At 58.9% G+C, this 21,149-nt stretch carries 20 protein-coding genes; 10 read left to right on the forward strand and 10 right to left on the reverse strand.

Features of this window, described 5'->3' with window-relative positions:
- Positions 1-547 precede the first annotated feature (547 nt).
- Entirely contained in the window at positions 548-1,501 is a 954-nt protein-coding gene (locus PMW70_RS08720) for a tRNA dihydrouridine synthase (protein WP_117757317.1), read from the forward strand.
- Between the two features lie 187 nt (positions 1,502-1,688).
- Here PMW70_RS08720 and PMW70_RS08725 read toward each other — a convergent pair whose 3' ends face one another.
- Together PMW70_RS08725 and PMW70_RS08730 are read right to left on the reverse strand one after the other, a co-directional pair.
- A complete protein-coding gene (locus PMW70_RS08725; protein ID WP_271744617.1) occupies positions 1,689-1,934 on the reverse strand; it encodes a glutaredoxin family protein in 246 nt (81 codons plus the stop codon).
- Positions 1,935-1,985: 51 nt separating this feature from the next.
- Positions 1,986-2,813 carry a TipAS antibiotic-recognition domain-containing protein gene (locus PMW70_RS08730; protein ID WP_271744618.1) on the reverse strand — a complete coding sequence of 276 codons (828 nt, stop codon included), beginning with the start codon at positions 2,811-2,813 and terminating at the stop codon, positions 1,986-1,988.
- Positions 2,814-2,953: 140 nt separating this feature from the next.
- Here PMW70_RS08730 and PMW70_RS08735 point away from each other — a divergent pair, with 140 nt between their 5' ends.
- Positions 2,954-3,691, forward strand: coding sequence for an SAM-dependent methyltransferase (locus PMW70_RS08735; RefSeq protein ID WP_271744619.1), 738 nt, complete (start codon positions 2,954-2,956; stop codon positions 3,689-3,691).
- 112 nt (positions 3,692-3,803) lie between these two features.
- Positions 3,804-5,015: a MalY/PatB family protein gene (locus PMW70_RS08740; protein WP_271744620.1), complete on the forward strand. Its 1,212-nt coding sequence runs from the start codon at positions 3,804-3,806 to the stop codon at positions 5,013-5,015.
- A gap of 96 nt (positions 5,016-5,111) precedes the next feature.
- Here the strand turns inward: PMW70_RS08740 and PMW70_RS08745 are convergent, their stop codons facing one another.
- The gene (locus tag PMW70_RS08745; RefSeq protein ID WP_271744621.1) at positions 5,112-5,591 is read right to left on the reverse strand and encodes a pyridoxamine 5'-phosphate oxidase family protein; all 480 of its coding nucleotides are present in this window, start codon (positions 5,589-5,591) and stop codon (positions 5,112-5,114) included.
- Positions 5,592-5,633: 42 nt separating this feature from the next.
- Positions 5,634-8,438: an ATP-binding protein gene (locus PMW70_RS08750; RefSeq protein WP_271744622.1), complete on the reverse strand. Its 2,805-nt coding sequence runs from the start codon at positions 8,436-8,438 to the stop codon at positions 5,634-5,636.
- Positions 8,439-8,651: 213 nt separating this feature from the next.
- Between PMW70_RS08750 and PMW70_RS08755 the strand changes: the two genes are divergently transcribed.
- The 3 genes from PMW70_RS08755 (at position 8,652) to PMW70_RS08765 (ending at position 11,071) form a co-directional block, all read left to right on the forward strand.
- Complete coding sequence (locus tag PMW70_RS08755; protein ID WP_055252221.1) at positions 8,652-9,077, forward strand: potassium channel family protein; 426 nt, start codon at positions 8,652-8,654, stop codon at positions 9,075-9,077.
- Between the two features lie 36 nt (positions 9,078-9,113).
- Positions 9,114-9,647 carry an LOG family protein gene (locus tag PMW70_RS08760; protein WP_117635830.1) on the forward strand — a complete coding sequence of 178 codons (534 nt, stop codon included), beginning with the start codon at positions 9,114-9,116 and terminating at the stop codon, positions 9,645-9,647.
- Between the two features lie 125 nt (positions 9,648-9,772).
- A complete protein-coding gene (locus PMW70_RS08765; protein WP_271744623.1) occupies positions 9,773-11,071 on the forward strand; it encodes a chloride channel protein in 1,299 nt (432 codons plus the stop codon).
- An 87-nt stretch (positions 11,072-11,158) separates the two neighbouring features.
- Here the strand turns inward: PMW70_RS08765 and PMW70_RS08770 are convergent, their stop codons facing one another.
- Genes PMW70_RS08770 through PMW70_RS08780 form a run of 3 tightly spaced genes read right to left on the reverse strand, consistent with a single transcriptional unit; the run spans position 11,159 to position 13,139 of the window.
- Positions 11,159-11,857, reverse strand: a complete 699-nt coding sequence (locus PMW70_RS08770; protein WP_271744624.1) for an ABC-2 transporter permease — start codon at positions 11,855-11,857, stop codon at positions 11,159-11,161.
- Positions 11,854-12,735, reverse strand: a complete 882-nt coding sequence (locus PMW70_RS08775) for an ABC transporter ATP-binding protein (protein ID WP_271744625.1) — start codon at positions 12,733-12,735, stop codon at positions 11,854-11,856. Before PMW70_RS08775 ends, PMW70_RS08770 begins: the two co-directional genes overlap by 4 nt.
- 23 nt (positions 12,736-12,758) lie before the next feature.
- Positions 12,759-13,139, reverse strand: coding sequence for a GntR family transcriptional regulator (locus PMW70_RS08780; RefSeq protein WP_117645822.1), 381 nt, complete (start codon positions 13,137-13,139; stop codon positions 12,759-12,761).
- Between the two features lie 551 nt (positions 13,140-13,690).
- Between PMW70_RS08780 and PMW70_RS08785 the strand changes: the two genes are divergently transcribed.
- The 3 genes from PMW70_RS08785 to PMW70_RS08795 all read left to right on the forward strand — a co-directional run bounded on the left by PMW70_RS08785 (position 13,691) and on the right by PMW70_RS08795 (position 16,873).
- Positions 13,691-15,304: a peptide chain release factor 3 gene (locus PMW70_RS08785; RefSeq protein WP_055286676.1), complete on the forward strand. Its 1,614-nt coding sequence runs from the start codon at positions 13,691-13,693 to the stop codon at positions 15,302-15,304.
- 156 nt (positions 15,305-15,460) lie between these two features.
- Positions 15,461-16,183, forward strand: a complete 723-nt coding sequence (locus PMW70_RS08790) for a VUT family protein (protein ID WP_226812554.1) — start codon at positions 15,461-15,463, stop codon at positions 16,181-16,183.
- A 9-nt stretch (positions 16,184-16,192) separates the two neighbouring features.
- Positions 16,193-16,873: an SDR family NAD(P)-dependent oxidoreductase gene (locus tag PMW70_RS08795; protein ID WP_271744626.1), complete on the forward strand. Its 681-nt coding sequence runs from the start codon at positions 16,193-16,195 to the stop codon at positions 16,871-16,873.
- Between the two features lie 50 nt (positions 16,874-16,923).
- Here PMW70_RS08795 and PMW70_RS08800 read toward each other — a convergent pair whose 3' ends face one another.
- Both PMW70_RS08800 and PMW70_RS08805 read right to left on the reverse strand, forming a co-directional pair.
- Positions 16,924-17,649, reverse strand: a complete 726-nt coding sequence (locus PMW70_RS08800; protein WP_271744627.1) for a uracil-DNA glycosylase — start codon at positions 17,647-17,649, stop codon at positions 16,924-16,926.
- A gap of 87 nt (positions 17,650-17,736) precedes the next feature.
- The gene (locus tag PMW70_RS08805) at positions 17,737-18,639 is read right to left on the reverse strand and encodes a DMT family transporter (RefSeq protein ID WP_271744628.1); all 903 of its coding nucleotides are present in this window, start codon (positions 18,637-18,639) and stop codon (positions 17,737-17,739) included.
- A 158-nt stretch (positions 18,640-18,797) separates the two neighbouring features.
- Here PMW70_RS08805 and PMW70_RS08810 point away from each other — a divergent pair, with 158 nt between their 5' ends.
- Entirely contained in the window at positions 18,798-19,664 is an 867-nt protein-coding gene (locus PMW70_RS08810; protein ID WP_271744629.1) for a LysR family transcriptional regulator, read from the forward strand.
- Positions 19,665-19,691: 27 nt separating this feature from the next.
- Here PMW70_RS08810 and PMW70_RS08815 read toward each other — a convergent pair whose 3' ends face one another.
- Positions 19,692-21,074, reverse strand: coding sequence for an MATE family efflux transporter (locus tag PMW70_RS08815; RefSeq protein ID WP_271744630.1), 1,383 nt, complete (start codon positions 21,072-21,074; stop codon positions 19,692-19,694).
- Positions 21,075-21,149: the final 75 nt, after the last annotated feature.

The raw sequence follows: 21,149 nt of genomic DNA on the forward strand, positions 1-21,149 counted from the left end.
CCGACGTCGTACAAAGCGTTTCCAGCCATAAAAAGGCCTCCCATTTCTTGTGTCCAAGAAATGGGAGGCAGTTCACTATTGCGGGGGGGGTCAATTCTGAATGTGACAAATGGACTGTTCCTTTGTCACATCGGGGACTGCGGAATCGAGGTCTAATACTTTTCCCGAGAAGTGAACGAGTGAAAACGGACTCCCGAAGCATCGACACTTTTGGCGTACAATTTCCTGCGGTTTTGCCAGTCAAATCCTGCGGTTTTGACGCCTAAAAATGTCAATGCTTCGGGAGTCCAAATACAGCCGTTCACTTCTCGGGAAAAGTATTAGACCTCGAAATATGGGCGGCGTTCGCGAACGGCAACTAGCTTGCGTCCGGTAGCCGGCACTTGGGGCAAAGGGACTGCCCTTTTGCCCCTTCACCATTGCATCGTATCTGGTGTGGAAAAAATATCGCCTGCGTTCTCGCGCCTGCGAAGAGTTCCTGAACCGCTTGAATGGGATGTGACAAAGGGGCAGTCCCTTTGCCACATTGATTTGAGAGTAGATGTTGATGATTCTATCGCTTGCCCCTATGGAGGGGATTACCGGGCATGTGTTCCGTCGCGTGCATGCGGAGTGCTTTGGCGCGCTCGACTGCTATTACACGCCGTTTTTGCCGCCGCCGCGGGTTGGCAACCGTTTTGGTGGCAAGGCGTTTAAAGAGGTCGACCCTGTCAATAACCAGGGGCTCAACGTGGTGCCCCAGCTCATGTCCAAGAATGCGGATGAGTTTGTGTGGGCGGCGCACGTGCTCGCCGACATGGGCTACCGCGAGGTCAATCTCAACCTGGGTTGTCCCTCGGGAACGGTCGTTGCCAAGGGCAAGGGCTCGGGTTTCTTGCGTAACCTCGACGAGCTCGAGGTGTTCTTGGGCGATGTGTGCGAGCGCTCGCCGTTACCGGTATCGGTAAAAACCAGGCTGGGGTTGGAGCGCGATGACGAGTATGAGCGTGTGCTCGATCTGTATTGCCGCATGCCGCTGGCAGAGCTGATTGTGCATCCGCGCGTGCAAAAGGACCGCTATACGGGCTCGCCGCGCAAGGAGTTTTACGGCGAGACGCTGGAACGTGCGCCGTTTCCGGTGGCATACAACGGCGACATTTTTGATCTTGAGGATATGGACGCGCTGGTGGAGGCCTATCCCGGCACGCGCCATGTGATGCTGGGGCGTGGCCTGCTCGCGAACCCCGCTCTGGCTCGTATGGTCAACGGCGGTCCTGCTGCCACGGCAGCCGAACTGCAGCGTTTCCACGACGCGCTATTCGCGGCCTATGCAGAAGAGATTGGTGGCAACGCGGTCTTTCGCATGAAGGAGTGGTGGTTCTACGCCAAGTGCGCTTTCGCCGACCCCGCTACCGTTCACAAGCTCGTACGCAAGACCAAAAAGGTCGACGAATACCGCGCCGCCGTTGATCGTGTCTTTCGCGAACAGTCACTCGCGCCCATAGCCTGTTTCCACGGCTAGCTAGTCATCGGGGACGTTCTTTAACGACTAGCTATTTAAGAACGTCCCCGATGACTATGTTCCCAACGACTATGTTGCAAAAAGCTGTACACCAGCATCCAAAGATGTCGAAAAATGTCGACTTTGGATGCTGGCGTACTTGTTTGGGCCGTATGGGATGGAGCCTTGGACGGACGGGGTGCGCGTGCTAGAGCAGGTTCTTTTGTGCCCACGCGATGATGTCGCTCGATTCGTAGAGCGGCTTTCCGTCAATGAATAAGCAAGGAACCTGGCGCTTTCCGCCGACGGTGATGAGCGTCTGCTCGGCATCGGAATCGGTCGAGATATTGCGCTCGGGGATGGCCACGCCGTTATCGGCCAGGAAGCGCTTGACCTTTATGCAATACGGGCAGCCAGTCATAACGTAGAGCGCGAGTTCATGATCAGTAGCCATAAGTCTCCAATCGGTTGAGGTTTCGATTGAAATACCCAAAGCCGCTGCGGTCTATGCGTGAGCCGATGACGACTCGATCGCCTGAACCAGAAACGCCGTGGCGCCGGCGCCGCAGGGCTTGTCGTAGTAGTCGATAAAGCGCTGATCGGCAAGATAGCCGTGGGCGAGGCCCAGGTATGCTTCGTCTTGGGGTTCGTGTCCCCAGTTAAGGCCAATCCATCGACGGTGCATTGCGACAAGCTTGCGCGCCTCACTTCCATCCGGTTCGCCGTCGCCCATGGCGATCGAGAGCTGGCCCAGAATAGCGCGTTCAAGTTCCTTCATGTCGTTCCATGTCTCGGGGTCCATGTCCAGCAGTGCCTCGTTTGCTGCATCGACGGCCTCGTCGCCATAGCGCGCCCGCGCCTCGGCACCGTAGCGCTCCTCGTTTTCCTGCACGGTGCGCCAGCGCTCCAATTGCGGCAGCACGGCGCCCATGAGCGAGACGGCTTCGTCGAGCGACATACCGGTGTTTTGTGCCAGGCGCGGGGCGCAATCCTCAATCATGGCCTCCATCGTGGTCTCGTAGGTGTACTTGCCGTGGTCGTAGCACCACTTGCAGTAATGATCGGTCGTTGCGCCGTGAGCATCGGTACCGCAGTCGTCGGGCGTGAGTATCATGCCGCAGCTCTGGCAATAGTGCTCGGGCATTTCGAGCAGGTGGGACAGCGGTTCTCCGGTTATGGCGGCAATGAGCTTCATCATGTCGATGCCCGGCGTGACTTCGCCGCGTTCCCAACGGCTGACGGCTTGGCGTGTGACGAAGAGCTTGGCGGCGAGTTGCTCTTGGGTGAGATTGTTGTCGCGGCGGATGGCGATGAGCTTTTCTGCAAAGGCCATGACGGCTCCTTTCTGCTGTTTGTTGCTTTAAGCATACGCGGCGGCCGGCACCCTTCCAAGCAACCGTTGGTTGCGCGACGGGGACCGCGGCGAAGAATTGCGCGCAACACCCCACGCCTCCATGCCGTACAATGACCGGCATGGAACCTATTGCACACATACATACCGACCTGCCGCAGAAGTTCGGCATCCCACGCAACAGCTTTTTGGCGCCCCATCTGCAGGGACGCATCGTCTTTGAGCCGGAATTTGCCTCCAACGCTGCAGTTGAGGGTCTGGACTCCTTCTCTCACCTATGGCTGCTGTGGTGCTTCGAAAACGGAACGCCCGGCGGCACGGCTAAGGACATAGCCGCCGATGCCAAAACGCAGGACAGGTCCGGCACCAACGCAAAATGGTCGAAAACCGTGCGCCCGCCGCGTCTGGGTGGAGCCGAGCGTGTGGGCGTGTTTGCCACACGCAGTCCGTTTCGCCCTAATCCCATCGGGCTCACCTGCGTCAAGCTCAGCCGTGTTGAGCTCACCGATGATGGCCCGATCATCCATATACTGGGGGCCGACCTGCGCGACGGCACGCCCATCTACGACATCAAGCCCTACATTCCATTTGCCGACTGTCACCCGGATGCGACGGGCGGCTGGATTGAGGACGCGCCGTGGCAAGAGCTCGATGTTGAGTTCCCGCAAGCGCTGCGGGACATGGTCCCGGACACAAAGCTCCCCGGCTTGATCGAGGTGCTCCGCCAAGATCCGCGCCGTGCGGGCAGCAAACACGAGCCAAACCGCGTTTACCATTTGGCTTACGCTGGGCTTGACATATCGTTTACGGTCGACGGAACCAGGTTGACGATAACCGCCATCAACGACGCGCGAGACTAACCAGCCATTCGTCCGCACCCGTCAGATTAAGCGCCAAACTCCGCTCCAAAACCGCCCACGCTGGTGGACAATAACGCCTACCGAAACAATCCGCTTTGCACGGGAGCTCAGCATGAAATACGACTTTACCTCGCTTATCGACCGCCACGGTATGGACGCCATCGCCGTTGACTCCTGGGGAGAAATTCCCGACATGGCTCCGAACGCACCCGACGAGGGCTTCGACCGCATCCCCATGTGGGTGGCGGATATGAATTTTGCCACGGTGCCCACGGTTCAGGAACACATCATTCAGCGCGCCCAGCATCCCATGTTTGGCTATTTCAATCCGCGTGACGAGTACTTCGACCGCATCATCGAATGGCAAAGCCGTCGCAACGGCGTTGAGGGCTTGGCGCCGGAGCATATCGGCTACGAAAACGGCGTGCTGGGCGGTGTCGTGTCGACGCTGCGCGCATATGTCCAGCCGGGCGATGCGGTACTGGTCCACAGTCCCACCTACATCGGCTTTACCAAGTCTATCGAAGCCGCGGGCTATCGCATTGTCCACAGCCCGCTTAAGCTCGACGATCGGGGCGTGTGGCGCATGGACTTTGAGGACATGGAGCGAAAGCTCGCCCAAAACCATATCCATGCCGCCGTGTTCTGCTCGCCGCACAATCCCTGCGGCCGCGTATGGGAGCGCGACGAGATCGAACGTGCCATGGACATCTATCGTCAGCACGATTGCGTGGTGATCTCGGATGAGATTTGGTCCGATATCATCCTGCCGGGCCACAAGCATATCCCGACGCAGTCGGTGAGCGAGGACGCCCACATGCGCACGGTTGCCCTCTACGCGCCTAGCAAGACGTTTAACCTGGCGGGCCTGGTCGGCAGCTACCACATCATCTATAACGAGACGCTGCGCGACCGCGTGTGCGCCGTGTCCGACAAGACCCACTACAACGAGATGAACGTCCTCTCCATGCATGCGCTTATCGGTGCCTACCAGCCGCAAGGCTACGAGTGGGTTGATGAGCTCAATGAGGTCATCGAGGGCAACGTCGACTACTTCTGCAATTACGTGGACAAGCATTTTGCGGGCGTGTCCTATTCGCGTCCGCAGGGCACCTACATGGTGTTTCTGGACTGCACCGAGTGGTGCCGCGAGCATGGCCGCGATATTCAGTGGCTGCTCGACGAGGGGGCGCGCGTGGGCGTGGGGTATCAGGACGGCCGCCCGTTCCACGGGCCCTGCCACATTCGCGTGAATCTGGCGCTGCCGCTTTCGCGCGTAAGGGAGGCGTGCGACCGCCTGGACCGCTACGTTTTTGGGGTATAGGGGGCGCTCGATTCGAGTGCTGCCCCATGCGCCCACGCCGTCAAAATGCGTGGGCGCATGGGGCGCAGAGGGTAGCGAGCGCGTTTTTCGCATTCGCTACTTTTCCTGAATCTGCTTGCCGCAAAGATGCTCAATTGAAATCTCGTAGAGTTGGACGCCCTTGATGTCTTTGGCGATTTCTTCCTCGACTTCTTCGGCAGAAGGGTAGTACTTAAGCGCGAGCTGGCGGACTTTGTCCTCGATAAACGCAGGCGCTTCATCTACCAGGCGGCAACGGCCAAAGACCACAGTGCTCATGACGTAAGGAGCCCAGTCGCCGTCCTTGTACCACTCGTTGCCGTAAACGGTAAAGCAGACTTTATCGTCACGCCTGAGCGAATCGACCTTGTGGCCGGCCTTGGCGCCATGGAAATAAATTTTGTCGTGCTCGGCGTCAAAGAAGTAGTTGACGGGAATGGCATAGGGGTAGCCATCATCGCCGTTGACGGCAAAGACGCCGCGCTTACAGGTGGCGAGCAACTCGCACGCTTCCTCGTCAGTGATGGCGCGTTTCTTTCGACGTAAGGGCCTAAACATCGTTGGCTTCCTTTCTGGCTGTGCATGGTGGTTGAGCACAAACTATAGCGAAACGGATCCGTATTTCTTGATGCGGGCGAGTATGTTTTTGAGCTTGTTAAAGTCGAGCGGTTTGGGCAGATGGGCGTTCATGCCGGCATCGTGTGCCGCCTTGGCGTCCTCGTTGAAGGCGTTGGCAGTGAGCGCGATGATGGGGATGTCGGCTGCATCGGCCTTTTCGCTCAGACGAATCGCGCGGGTTGCCTCGTAGCCATCCATGCCCGGCATCATGATGTCCATCAGGATCGCATCGAAGCTGCCGGCGGGACGACTAACGTATAGGTCGACTGCTTTGTTGCCGTCGGCGGCGCGCGTTACGACGATGCCTTCGCTTTCGAGTAGAGCCTGGGCAATTTCGGCATTGAGCTCGTTGTCTTCTGCCAAAAGGACGTTCATGCCGGCAAGCGAGCAACTGTATGTCTGCTTGGACGCACGTTCTTTTGCCTGAGGGTTCTTGTCGATATCGAGCGGTATCTGGACGTTGAACGTGCTTCCCGCGCCAACCTCACTCGAAATCTCAATCGTGCCGCCCATCATATCGATGAGCGATTTGACGATAGACATGCCAATGCCGGTTCCTTGGAACTTGCTGCGCGCATCGTCGCCTTCCTGGGCAAACGGCTCGTAAATGTGCGTCAAAAACTCGGGCGTCATACCAATGCCGGTATCCGAGACGCTAAAGCAAAACACGGCGTGCTCGTCGTCGACCGGTTTGATGGTCGATGAGAACGTGACGGTGCCTCCGTGCTTGTTGTACTTGATGCTGTTGTCGAGCAGGTTGACAAGGATCTGCCGAATATGGGTGGGGCTGCCGATCATATATTGGTCGACAGCGTAGGGCTCGCTGGTGTCGAGCATGGTTATGCCGCGGTCCGATGCGCGGAGCTTGCACAGTACGAGCGCATTGTCGCACAGCTCTTTAAGGTTGAATGATTCGTGCTCGAGCGTCACTTTGCACTCCTCGATCCTGCCCATCTCGAGGATGTCGTTAATTAGTGACAGCAGGTGATTGGCGGCAACGCGCGCCTTGGCGCGGCTTTCGCGGGCGACCTGCATGTCGCCTTCTCTCAATTCCTCAATTTCGATAAGGCCTAGGATGCCGTTGAGCGGCGTGCGGATGTCGTGGCTCATGCGCGTGAGGAAAGCGGTTTTGGCGGCGTTGGCGGCATCAGCTTTCTGCCGTTCCTCCTGTGCGCGGTAAAGCGACCAGACAAGGATAGCGATGCTGGTGAGCAAGATGCAGATGATAACAGTCGCAATGGCGGTGCGGTTACGATAGAAAAACTGGAACGTGTCCGATTCTTGCGCCGAGTACGATGTGGGGAAATAGCTGTTTGCAGAGAGCGATTCACCTGCATTGACGATGCCCTTATTGATGATTCCCAGCAGCTCGGGCTTGCCGCGCGAAATTAAACACGATAGCTGCGCCGTGTTGGTGAGTTCCTGTGTTTCGAAATCCTCGATGTCGTAGGTGTCGCGGAGAGTTTCCAGGCGCGTGCTGGGGACAATGATGCAACGTGCCTTCCCCTCATTGAGGGCTTTGAGCACCTCGCCGTCATTCGAGTACTCGGTTACTGTTGCGTTCGGGAAGAGACTTTCGAGCTCAAAACGGTTAACGATTGTGCTCTTTGTACAAGCGATGTTCTTAAGGTCGCTGTTCAGGTTTTTGCCACTGTGAATGGCGGTCAGCGAAACCGTTCCCATCGAGTTTGACTGGATGACTCCTGTCTGCTCGGCGAGCCAGTAGTCGCGAAACAATGGCAGGGCGACATCGATGGTTCCGTTGGAAAGGGCTTTGATCATTTGCCTGTTGTTCGAGAGTGCGATTGTTTTGACCGTAATACCAAACTTGTCGTGCAACGTCGTTGCAAGCGAGGCGAGCGATCCTTCCATCTCGCCGTCGTCATTTTGCGTGCAGTAGGGAAGTTGGTTTTTAAGATAGCCGAGCGTGATGGTATTGCCGTTTGCTTTGAGCCAGGTGGTCTCGGGGCCGGTGAGCGATGACGAGCCACTGTTTTGGGTCGAGTAACTCGATTTGACTTCCTCGTTATAGCGCGGGTTATCGCGGGCGATGGTCGTCATGGCGGCGTTGATGTCGTTCATCAGATCGGGGCGGCTTTTGGGAACGGCAAAATAGTAGTCGCTCGAGCCTACGTAGAACATGGGTGACGCATCGGGCGACGAAATGGTATCGTTCATGATGACGGCGTCGACCTCGCCGTCTGCAAGCGCCTCAAAGAGGGCACTGCCGGTGTCGATTTCTTTATAGGTGCAGGTGACGCCTTCGTCGGCGAGCCACTGCTGGCCGACGATAGTTTGCATAACGCCAGAGTTGCAGCCGATGGTGAGGCCTTGGAGCGCCTGGGGGTCACCCTTGGCCAGATCGTCGCGGTCGGGCCTGGCGTAGATGTAGTAGCGCTCGGTGCCCTCGGGGTTCGAGGAAAAGAGCAGCTTCTGCTCGCGTTCTGCCGAATACGAGATGTTGGGCATGAGGTCGATTTCGCCTGCTTCGAGCATGTCCATAAGCTCGGAGAAGGTGCCGCTAACGTATTCGTATTGCCAGCCCTTTGTGTAATACGAGAGGGTCTGGAGGTACTCGTAGCCCCACCCCGAGAGTCGCTCGCCCGGCATGCCTTCCTGGAAGCCTTTGTTGTTGACGAGCCAGCCAACGCGGACCGTCTTGACCTGCTGGTCGGAGTCGGCGGCAAAGGCGGGGGCGGGCATGACGGCGCTCAGTATGGCGAGCGCGGCAAGCGCGACGGCCAGGGTGCGATATAGAGCCAAGCGAAAGACAGCGGAAGGTTTCACATGAAATCCTATCGAGTTGAGACAGTTTCGCATAAGGATACCAGCTCAGCCTGCCCATTCAGCCGCCGCACCGCTAAACGGTTAGGTAGTCATTGGGGACGTTCTTAACTGACTAGTCGTTTAAGAACGTCCCCAATGACTAGTTCCGTTTGCGGGGGAGGCGTGGGACAATACCGAGCGAATGTGATTGGGCGTCTGGGAAAAGGGGTCGCGATGAACAAGTTGAGGACGCTTGCCGACGTGTTGCGCCAGGCTGGCTTTGCGCGCATCACGGGCCTGTTTCTCGTCTTCTATCTGCTGTGCTCGACGGCCGTCTGGCTGTCCGAGCCCACGACCCTTACGTTTGGCGACGGCCTCTGGTTTAGCTTTGAGACCGTATCGACGATCGGCTTCGGTGATATCCCGGCCGAGACGCCGGTTGCCCGCGCTATCACCGTCGTTTTGAGCGTCATCAGCATCTTCTACATCGCCATGCTCACGGGCGTGGCGGTGAACTACTGCAACACGCTCATCAAGATGCGCCAAAAGGACACCATGGCGCGCTTTATGGATGATCTGGAGCATTTGGAAGAGCTCGATCGTGACGAGCTTGCCGACCTATCGCGCCGTGTGCGCGAATATCGCCGACGCCAACGCTAGAACGGGCGCCGCGCGTCACGACGAGGGGGACTGAATATGAATATCACGGTATACCTGGGTGCCAGCGTCGGCAATGACCCGGCGTTTCTGCCCGCGGTGCAGGAGCTGGGCGACTGGATTGGCGCTAACGGACACGCGTTGGTATATGGCGGGTCCAAGTCGGGTCTGATGGGTGCGCTCGCCGATAGCGTACTCGAGGCAGGTGGACACGTGACGGGTGTTGAACCGAGCTTTTTTATCGAGGCCGAGTTTCAACATGACGGTATCGACGACCTCATCGTGACGAGTGACATGGCCGAACGCAAGGCCAAGATGATTGAGCTCGGTGACGCGTTCATCGCCTTTCCCGGTGGGACGGGTACGCTCGAGGAGATTGCCGAGGTCATGTCCGCCGTGTCGTTGGGGCATCTCGATGCGCCGTGCATTCTGTACAACCTTGGGGGCTACTACAACGATCTTAAGGCGTTGCTCGAGCACATGATTGATAAAGGGCTTTCGAGCCCGAGGCGCCAGCACGGCATCTACTTTGCCGACGATTTGCGCGAGATTGCCTCGATTATCAACGGATAAGTCTTGAGCCTGCCCCACTATGACTCCCAATGGTGCCGTTTGCGGCGCAGACGGTTGGCTCGTTCGGGTAACGCTCGCTCTACAATAAAACGTATCTTTGCCGAATTTGACCACGGGAGGTCCCGATGGATAGTCTTGCAAAACCCAAAAACCGTGCGCTGTTTTTAGTTAGCGTTGCCGTGACCGGTGCGTTCGCAGGCGCCGCGGTCTGGCTGTTCTTTTTTGCGATGGAGCACGGTGTCGACTATCTATGGACCGAGATTCCGCACGCGCTGGGCGTCGCTTCGCCTGAGCTCGCGAGCGGCCCGTTCGGTTTTCTGCCGTACCCGTTTTTTGTCTGCTTGCTGGGCGGCCTGCTGATCGGTCTGTACGAAAAGATTACGGGTACCAAGACCGATGACCTCAACCAGGTGATGGCCAAGGTTAAACAAGACGGTCGCTACCCGTACGACAACCTCGGCAAGCTTTCGCTTGCGGCATTGCTGCCGCTGCTGTTTGGCGGAAGTATTGGACCGGAGGCCGGCCTGACCGGAGTTATCGCGGGTCTGTGCAGCTGGGTCGGCGACCGCATGCGTCGCTTTGGCGCCGAGTTTAGGGAGCTCACGCTGCTGGGCACCCAGGCTGCCCTGACGGCGCTCTTTACCGCGCCCGTGTTTGGCTTTGTGGCGCCGCTCGCCGGTAGCGCCGACGGCCAGGGCGCTGGCGAGGACTCCGCGTCCGATGAGATCACCATCAAGCTGCCCAAGGCGCAAAAGACCGTGGTCTACGGCATCGCGATTGCCGGCGGTCTGGGCACCTATCTGCTGCTTGGCCAGCTTGTGGGCGGCGGCATGGGTATGCCGAGGTTCGAGGCCGCGCAGGTGGGCAACCTCGAGCTTGCTTGGCTTATTCCCCTGGCGCTCGTCGGCACGGCCTGTGGCTGGCTGTACTTTGTCTCGGGGCACGCGAGCGAGGCGTTGGCCCACGCCATAGGGGAGCGCCCTGTCGTCAAGGCCATGCTGGCCGGTTTGGCGCTCGCTATCTGCGGCACGGTCCTGCCCTACACCATGTTTGCTGGCGAGACGCAGGCCGACGTGCTCATGGAGACCTATATGACCATTCCCGCCGGTGTGCTCATTGCAACTGGTCTTATCAAGGCCATGCTGACGCCCGCCCTCATCAACCTGGGCTGGCGCGGCGGTCACTTCTTCCCCGTTATCTTCTCGGGCGTGAGCCTGGGCTACGGCCTTGCCGTCCTTACGGGCGCCGATCCGGTCTTTTGCGTCGCCGTCTGTACCGCCTCGACGATGGGTGCCGTCATGCGTCAGCCCGTCATGGTCGTGGGCCTGCTGCTCATGTGCTTCCCGCTCAAGGGCATTGTCTGCATGATCATCGCCGCCGTCATCGCGGCAGGCATTCCGCTGCCCAAGCCGCTGCGCAAGTAGCACGATAGCGCGTGCCGGGGATATGCCATTTGTCACGGATTTGCGGGGGGGGGCGATCGCGTCCTTCGTGGATTGAGACTCGCGTGCCTACAGGTCGTGTACTCGATAAACCTTGGTGCTGACGGTGCAGCTGATTGCGCATAGCGCGAGGGCCAGCACGGCAATTCCTGCGCACAGACAGCCCAGAACGGCAGGATCGGGATTTGCCCCGGCAATCGACATGAGCCAGTTGCTGATGGGGTTGGAGGAGCTCAGCGTGGCCATGGTGCCGCAACCAAGCAGGGCAAACAGGCCAACGGATAGGCGCAACGCCTCCATGTGTCCAAATCGAAAGAACAGCGGCTGTGCCAAAAACACCATCATGAGGGAGATAAGCATCGATGCTGCCGAGGCGATTGCGATTTCAAAGACCGTCTGTCCCGTCGAAGGAATGCCCGCGCTGTTGAAGAGCGGGATGGCGACGATACTCAATAGCGTAGCTGCACATGCCATGACGGCGGAGAAGACAATAACGCTCAGGTAGCGTGCGCAGATGATGTCTTTGCGCGAGAAGGGCAGCGTTGCCCGATAACGCTCCCAACCGTTTTGATTGTCGTAACCGGCCAGTGAGTTCATGAATAGGATGGGCGACATGGCACTGACGGCGCAGGCGCCGGCGCTCATGCCGGAGTCGCCACCCGACGTGTTGGCGAGGGTCATCACGATGAATATAAATAAGCCGACGCCCGCAATACTCGGGATAAGCGTGCGAACGATGGCGAGCTCGGACATAATGGCACGTTTCATTTCGAAGCCCCTTTCAGCGTGAGGCGCAGGTAGTCATCAATGGTTGCCCGATCGCAGGGAATCTCGGGAAAGGCCTCGAGCGCTTCGCGACGGTTGGGCACGAGCACGTCCACGCTATAGGCGTGGTGGGCGGCGCGGGCGCCTTCGACGCAAGCCATAAGCTCGGCGGCCTGTGCCTGGGTGCAGTGGGCGATGCCGGCGCGGTCAGTAATGTCCTCGCGCGGCAGGTCAAACACAATCGAGCCGTTATCGATGCAGATGACGCGGTCGGCGGCGCGATCGAGGTCGGACGTAATGTGGCTCGAGAGCAGCACGCTGTGCTGACCGTCGGCGACAAAGGCAAGCAGTTCATCAAGCAGCTCCTCGCGTGCCATGGGATCGAGGCCCGCGGTGGCTTCGTCCAAAACGAGCAGCTTGGCATTGTGGCTGAGTGCACAGGCAAGCTGCAGTTTCATGCCCATGCCGCGGGAGAGGTCCTTGACCTTTGTCTTGGGGTCGAGGCCAAATCGGTCGATGAATCCGGCGAACGTTTTGCGGTCCCACGTGGGGTACGCAGGGCCTACGAGCGCCTCGATTTGGCCCACCTTGAGCGTGGAGGGGAAGGGGCACGTGTCCAGGACAAGGCCTACGCGGGAGCGCAGGTGGCGCTGCGTCTCGTCGGGCGCGTTGGTGTCGCAGCGCTGTCCAAACAGATGCACCTCGCCGGCATCGAGCTTTATAAGCCCGAGCGCGGCACGAATCGTCGTTGTTTTGCCAGCACCGTTGGCACCAACAAAGCCAACGATCTGGCCAGGCTCCACGGTGAGCGTGACATCGCGTAGGGAAAAGCGGTCGCTTACGCGGCGTGAGGCGCCTTTGAGTTCTAGCAAGTTTTGCATGGTATAGCCTTTCTTGCAGATGGCTACTGCATGGTTTCGGGGGCCACAAGGTCGAGCATCTCGTGCAATTTGTCGCGCGTGACGCCCAGGGTTTCGGCCTGCGTAGCGGCCTGCGCAAGCAACTCTTCGATATGGCAGAGCTGGTTTTCGCGCAAGAGTTCCTGGTTTCCCTCGGCGACAAAGCAGCCCTTGCCCTGCACGGTGCAGATAAAGCCGAGCTGTTCCAGGTCGGCATAGGCGCGCTTGGTGGTGATGACGCTCACACCCAGGTCGCTCGCGAGTGCACGGATGCTGGGGAGTTTGGCTCCCGCAGCGAGTGTGCCCGAAAGGATCTGAGCTTTGACCTGCGAGGATATCTGCTCGTAGATGGGCTTGTCGCTCGAATTGGATAGGATAATGTCCACAGCGGCTCCTTAGCTGTTGGGCTACACGTGTATATAACCGGTAAGCACAGTATATATACACTATGCACAGTTACGCAAGAGGTAAATAGGGATTGTTCGCTCGTTCATTCATCTCAATCTGTAACATCTGGAACCGATTTGGACGGCTACCTGTTACAGATTGAGATTTTGCTGGCGGGCCCCACCTGGTTGTTTCAATCTGTAGCAACTGGAGAAGATTTTGGCTGCTAGATGTTATAGATCGAGACATTGGCCACCCGTCTATCCTTATATCTCAATCTGTAACAGATGGACCCGTTTTGAGTGGCTAGATGTTACAGATCGAGATCTTTCTGGGACGCCCGCCTGTTTGTCTAAATCTGTAACAGGTAGAGGTTCAAAAACCGTCTAGATGTTACAGATCGAGACGAACTGCTGCGGAGTGCCGCCATCGACTGCTACCCAGGCCCCAACTGATGAATTTGTCCTGATAGGCGCCCTAGAGCGGGATTTCGCGGCTACAATAGTGCGGTTACATCGACGTAATGCACTCAATGCAAGAAAGGATCCGCATGGCAAGCCTGTCGGATGAAATCTCGTCGCGCCGCACATTCGCGATCATCAGCCACCCGGACGCCGGTAAGACCACGCTTACCGAGAAGCTGCTGCTCTATACCGGCAGCATCCAGACTGCCGGTTCGGTCAAGGGCAAGAGCTCGGCCAAGCACGCCGTCTCGGACTGGATGGACATCGAGAAGGAGCGCGGCATTTCCGTTACCTCCTCGGTGCTGCAGTTCACCTATAATGGCGCCTGCGTCAACATCCTCGATACCCCCGGCCACCAGGACTTCTCGGAGGATACCTACCGTACCCTTATGGCCGCCGACGCCGCAGTCATGGTCATCGACGGCGCTAAGGGCGTCGAGGCCCAGACCAAAAAGCTCTTTAAGGTCTGTACGCTGCGCCACATTCCCATCTTCACCTTTGTGAATAAGCTCGACCACGAGGCTCGCGATCCGTTTGAGCTCATGGAAGAGATCGAGAACGTCCTGGGTATCAATACGTATCCCATGAACTGGCCGATCGGCAGTGGTCGCAACTTCCGCGGCGTGTTCGACCGTCAGACCCGTCGCGTCATTGCCTTTGAGGGCGACGGTCACGCCAACGCCACCAAGAAGGTCGCCGAGGTCGAGGCCGAGCTGGGCGATCCTTCCATGGACGAGCTCATCGGCGAGGAGAACCACAAGAACCTGATGGACGACATCGAGCTGCTCGATGGCGCCGGCGACGAGCTCGACTTGGATGCTGTGGCCTGCGGCAAGCTGAGCCCGGCGTTCTTTGGCTCGGCGCTCACCAACTTTGGTGTGGAGCCCTTCCTCAAGGAGTTCCTGCGCCTGGCCCCGACGCCGCGCGCCTATACCGATACGCTCACCAGTGAGCCGGTCGATCCCTGCCGCGACGACTTTAGCGGCTTTGTGTTTAAGATCCAGGCCAATATGGACAAGAACCACCGAGACCGTATCGCCTTTGTGCGCATTTGCTCGGGCAAGTTCGAGCGTGGCATGGACGCCTTCCACGTGCAGGGCAACCGTAAACTCAAGCTTGCAACGGGCACGTCGATGATGGCCGATGACCGCGCCATCGTGGACGAGGCGTACGCGGGCGATATCGTGGGCCTGTTCGACCCGGGTATCTTTAGCATCGGCGACACCGTGTGCTCCGGCAAGCGCCACGTGCAGTATCCGCAGATCCCGACGTTTGCCCCCGAGATGTTCGCTCGCATTACGCAGGTCGACACGCTCAAGCGCAAGCAGTTCGTCAAGGGTATGGAGGAGCTTGCCCAGGAGGGTGCCATCCAGATCTTCCGCGAGCTGGGTGCCGGCATGGAGAGCGTTATCGTGGGCGTGGTCGGTGTGCTGCAGTTTGAGGTACTCGAGCGCCGCCTCAAGGCCGAGTATCGTGTTGAGGTCCGTCGCCAGCCGCTGCCCTATACGGACATCCGCTGGATTCAGAACGACCCCGATACCATTGATATCCCGGGCCTTTCGCTCACGCGTGACACGCTGCGCGTCGAGGACATGCGCGGCGGTAAGCTGCTGCTGTTCACGAGCCCGTGGAACGTGGATTGGGCAACCGATCACAACCCCGATCTTATCCTGTCGGAGTTTGGCAACGTAGCCTTTTAATGCATCGGCGCGGTGGCCCTGTGGGACTGCCGCGCCGTTTGCTTGCCTGATGCCGTGTGAGCGGCTATTATACCCATCGTCGTCTCAAGACCGTGACGTCCGAGCAGTTCGGGTCCGATATCCTGCTCGTTAAACCTAAAACCAAAGGAGTACATAATGATCAAGAAGGTCATGGAGGACTACAAGGTCCTGTTGCGGAGCATTCCCGCGGCAACGGTTTCGCTGTTTTTCGTGAGTGTCATCATGATGAACCTGCTGGCCAACAAAGAGCTTATCAGCCTGCCGTATCTGGCACTCGATTGCGGCTTTGTGGTGAGCTGGGTTTCGTTTTTGTGCCAGGACATGATCTGCAAGCGCTTTGGCGCCAAGGCATCCATCAAAATCTCTATCCTCGCGCTGCTGGTCAATCTGGCCGTGAGTCTGTGCTTTTGGGCATGCTCGCTCACGCCCGGCATGTGGGGCGCCTACTACGACACGGGTATGATCGAGGTCAACACCGCCCTTAACGCCACCATCGGCGGCACCTGGTACGTGGTGCTGGGCTCTTCGCTGGCAATGCTCGTTTCTGCCGTGGTTAACTCCACACTCAACCAGTCGCTCGGTCGTATGCTCAAAAAGAATAACTTTGCGAGCTTTGCCTTCCGCTCTTATGTGTCCACGGGTGTTGGCCAGTTTATCGACAACTTGGTCTTTGCCATTGTGGTGAGCCACACGTTCTTTGGTTGGACCTGGGTGCAGGTTCTTATGTGCTCGCTGACCGGCGCTGTTGCCGAGCTGCTGTGCGAGGTCTTCCTGAGCCCCGTGGGCTACAAGGTCGTGCGCGGCTGGGAGCGCGAGAATGTGGGTGCCGAGTACCTCGAGCGTCACGCAACCGCCTAAGGAGCAAGCATGCGGGTTTTGATCACGGGCGCTTCGGGCGGTATCGGAGCCGCGTGCGTGCAGCGCTTTTTGGACGAGGGCCACGAGGTCGTGGGCTTTGACCTGCTGCCGGCGGCGGTCGAGCACGAGCGCTACCGCCATTTGATCGTTGATGTCCGCGAGCCTGACTCGTTTCCAGGCGACCTTGAGCCTCAAGTAATCGTGAACGTTGCCGGTACGCAGGATTCGGCCGACGACATTGCCGCCAACCTGTGTGGCACCATCAACGTGACCGAACGCTACGCCTTTGTGGGGGAGGGGCTTGCCGCCAAGCCGACAGCGGCTATCAAATCCGTGGTCAATGTGGGGTCGGCGAGCGGACATACGGGATCGGAGTTTCCCGCCTATGCCGCCAGCAAGGGCGGCGTTATCGCCTACACCAAAAACCTTGCAAACCGCCTGGCGCCGCAGGCCATCGCCAACAGTGTGGACCCGGGCGGCGTTATCACGCCGCTCAACCGTTGCGTGATGGAAGACGAGCACCTGTGGAACCAGATTATGGAGCTCACGCCGCTTAAACGCTGGGCCACCGCCCAAGAGATCGCCGAGTGGATCTACTTTGTGGGCGTGACCAACCGGTTTATGACCGGGCAGAGCCTGCTGATCGATGGCGGCGAGGCCGGCCGCACCCAGTTTATCTGGCCCGAGTAGAAAACGCGCCCGATGGAAATCCGTCGGGCGCGTTTTTGATGTATTGATTTTTAGCCGAGGCAAGTCCAGTTGACGGGGGTCGAGCCGTGCTGTTCGAGTAGCCGATTGGCTGCCGAGAAGGGGCGCGACCCCATAAAAGCGGGGAGTTCTGCCGTGGCGCGGTTTGCCGAAAGCGGCGAGGGGTGCGTAGAGGCGAGGCAGAACTTGTCGCCTGCCTTGCCCGCGCCGGTCGCGGCGAGCTTGCCCTCGACCATCTGCTGGGCAAAGCGGCCCCATGCCAAAAAGACGACCGGTTGGGGCAGCAGACAGCAGCGTTCGATAACGTAGTCGGTCAGGGTGCTCCAGCCCAGCTTGGCATGCGAGTTGGCGGCGTGCTCGCGCACGGTGAGCGTCGTGTTAAGGAGTAGGACGCCCTGTTGTGCCCAGGGGGTTAGGTCTCCCGTGGCGGGAATGGGGCAGCCCAGATCGGCTTTGAGTTCCTTATAGATGTTGCGTAGGCTCGGCGGCAGCTTGGTTTGCGTCGCGGGTACCGAGAACGACAGCCCCATGGCCTGGTTGGGTCCGTGATAGGGGTCTTGACCCAGGATGACAGCCTTGACCTGGTCGGCCGGCGTGTAGGCGAGAGCATTGAGGATGTCGTCTTGTGCCGGGTAGATGGTCTGCTCGGCACGCAGAAGGGCGATGCGCTCGAGCAGCTGGTTCGTAGTGTCACGTACCGGCTGCGGCGCATCGCCCAACCAAGTTGCTATGTTACGGTCGCGAGTTGCGGTGTCCATGGAGCTCCTTTAGGGCGGATGCTATGTCGGCATCCATTGTAAAGGCGTCTGGAAACCTGTGTGTCGCGGCTGCGTGAGGACTGGGGTCTACGAGACGTGCTCGGGTGCTCCTGCCATACGAGCATGCCCATGCGCGCGAAGGCGCGGAAGCTCGACGGTTGCCACCATGACGCCAGTGAGGATGAGGGCGGCGCCAAGGAAGGCGATGGGGCTCAGGACCTCGCCGACCAGGAAGAACGAAAAGACGGCGGAGCAGACCGGCTCGAGCGAGAAGGCGAAGCCGGTGGTCTCGGCAGGTACGTGGGGCTGCACGAGCGTCTGGGTGATAAAGCCGTAGGCCGAGCAGATGAGTGCGAGCGCAACGACAACGACGATTTCGTTCGGCGTGCTGGGAAGCGTGAAGCCGCCAAAGGTGAATGCGGCGATGCCCGAGAACAGACCACCAAAGCCCAGCTGCCAAACGCCCAGAGCCAGCGGATCGACTTCTTCGACAAAGCGCTTGGCGATGATAATGTGGCCGGCATAGATAAAGGCCGAGAGCAGCATGATGATCGCGCCGGGATTCAGGCTGGTAAAGTCGGCGCCCGAGAGCAGCAACATGCCGCAGGTGACGATGGCGGTGCCGATGAGCACCTTGCGCTCGGGGGCGCGACGCAGCAGGGCCGCGTTGGCAAACGGCACGATCACGACCGTCAGGCTCTGCAAAAAGCCGGCGGTTGAGGCGGAGGTGAGGCTGGAGCCCAGACACATGCAGGTGATTTCGGTTGCCATGATGGCGCCGATGATGGCGGCGCGGACCATCAGGTCACGGTTGATGCGCACCGCGTGCTTGTGGAAGAGCAGCAGGCAGGCCGCAAAGGCGATGATGCAGCGCAGCGCGACGATGCTCGTGGCGTTCATGCTGTCCATGCCGATCTTCATGAGGGGATACGAAAAGCCCCATGCGACGGGAACGGAAAACGAGAGCGCGATTGCTTTTTTGCGATCCATGGGACTCCTTTTGTTACAGAACGGTTTCGCAAAAAGGATTCTGCTCCCAGATATGGATGTAGTAAAGCGAATGTATCTTCAGTATGATTAAGAAATACTAATGCTACTAGAAAAAGCGCTGGCAAAACGTTTTACGGCTACATCGACGTGGAGGCACGATGGCATCGCGGTATCAGATTGTTTGTATGGTGGTCGATCGCGGCAGCCTGAAGGGTGCAGCCGATGAGCTGGGCTACACGCAAAGCGCGGTGAGCCAGGCCGTCAAGGCGCTCGAGCGTGAGCTGGGTACCACGCTTATCGAGCGCGGCAAACAGGGTGTCTCGCTTACGCGCGACGGTAAACAGTATCTGCCGTATCTGCGCCAGATCGTAACTGCCGAGGCCGAGCTCGAGGGCAAGCGCCAGGAGTTGCTGGGACTCTCCTCGACCGATATTCGTATTGCGACGTTTACCAACGTGAGCCGTACCGTGTTGCCGCGCGTGATTCGCGACTTTGGGGTCCTGCACCCGGGCGTGCACTTTACCCTCAAGCAGGGCGATTACACGCGCAACGCCCAGTGGGTGCACGATGGCGTGGTTGACTTTTGCTTTACGGCGCGCGGATTTACCGCTGGGCTCGAGAAGCGCGTGGTCTATCACGACGAGTTGGTGGCGCTGCTGCCGACCGCGCATCCGCTGACGGCAAAGGAAAAGGTGACGCTCGCCGACCTGGCGTCCGAGCCGTTTGTGCTGCTGGATGAGGGCGAGCAGAGTCTGGTGCTCGATGCCTTTGCCGCGCATGGGCTGTCGCCGCGCGTGACGAGTGAGGTCACTGACGACTACACCATTATGGCGATGGTGGAGGAGGGCCTAGGCGTGAGCATGCTTTACCGTCGTACGGTCGAGGGTATGAAGGCCGGTATCCGCGTGCGTCCCATCGTGCACGCTCCCTCGCGCGATGTGGTGGCGGCTTGGCGCAGCTGGGACACCATGCCTATCGCCACGAGGCGCTTTATCGACTATATGAGCTCGCATATTGTCAATTAATGACTGGCGTGGCGTTGAGTGTGGTGATTAGCGGGCTGTCGCTTTGGCTTGCGTCAGACGGTAGGTGTGTGCCGGATGGCAGAGCAATACCGCCACGACCATAAAGAACGCCGTGGTGCCCAGGCTGATGGGGTAGACCATCATGATGTTCGCAAAGGTGCGGAAGTGCGGGAACACGCAGAATACCCAATAGAAGCGGATGCCGCAGACGCAGATCATGGTGATGAGGGCGGGCATGAGCGAGATGCCAAAGCCGCGCAGGTAACCGGACATGTTTTCGTAGAACATGCTAAAGGCGTATGCCGGGAAGATCGAGCACACGCGGATATAGCCGATCGAGACGATGTTGGGGTCGCTGTTAAAGAGCGCCAGGATCTCGCGCCCCAGACCGACGATGATGACGATGGTGGTGAGTGCAACGATGCCGCCTTCGACCAGGCAGACCTTGAGCGTCTTGGTGCAGCGAGCGATCTGGCGCGCGCCGTGGTTTTGCCCCACAAAGGTGGTGCAGGCCTGGCTAAAGCTGTTGAGCAGGTTGTAGCACACATACTCCAGGCTCATGGCGGCGCTGGATGCCGCCATGACCTCGGTACCCAGGCTGTTGATGGCGGACTGGATGATGATGTTGGCGACGGCAAAGACGGCGCTTTGGATGCCGGCGGGCAGGCCGATCTTGACGATGCGCTTGAGGGCGACAGGATCGATTGCCAGGTCGCGCGGGGTGACGCGGACGACGGAATCGGTCTTGAGCAAGTGGACAAAGAGTGTGGCGGCGCTGACGGTGTAGGCGATGGCGGTGGCGATGGCGACGCCCGCGACGCCCCAGTGGAGCACGGGGACAAAGATGAGGTCCAGGCCAATGTTGAGGACGGTGGACACGGCAAGCGCCTGTAGCGGCATACGGGTGATGCCGACGGAACGGAAGATTGCGGCCTCAAAGTTGTAGAGCAAGATCGAGGGCATGCTGAGCAAAAAGACGCGCAGGTAGAGCGATGCGAGCGGCATGGTTTCGGCGGGAACGTTGAGCGCGGCGAGCATGGGTTCGGCAAAGATCTCGCCCAGCGCGATGACGACAAAGCCCACGAGCGCCATCAGAATCGAGGTATGGACGGCGCGCTTGACCATGTTCTGATCGTTGCGGCCGATGGCGTTGGCGATGACCACGTTGGAGCCAAGTGACAGGCCAATAAACAGGTTGAGCATAAGACTGGTAAGCGGAACATTGGAGCCGACCGCCGCCATGGCGAGGGTTCCCTGGTCGCCCGAGAAGTTACCGATGATGACCGTGGCGATGAGGTTCGACAGCTGCTCTAAGATGCTCGTGGCGGCCACGGGGCAGGCGAACAGGGGAATATTGCGCCACAGCGAGCCGGTGGTCATGTCAATGTGCTTAGATGCGGTGTCTGCCATACGCTCTCAATCTCTAACATGCTCATTCGTGCTTATTTGCGCAGACGATGATACTCCTAATCGACTAGTCATTTA

The organism is Collinsella aerofaciens, from assembly GCF_028209625.1.
GTDB classification, from domain to species: Bacteria; Actinomycetota; Coriobacteriia; order Coriobacteriales; family Coriobacteriaceae; genus Collinsella; species Collinsella aerofaciens_AM.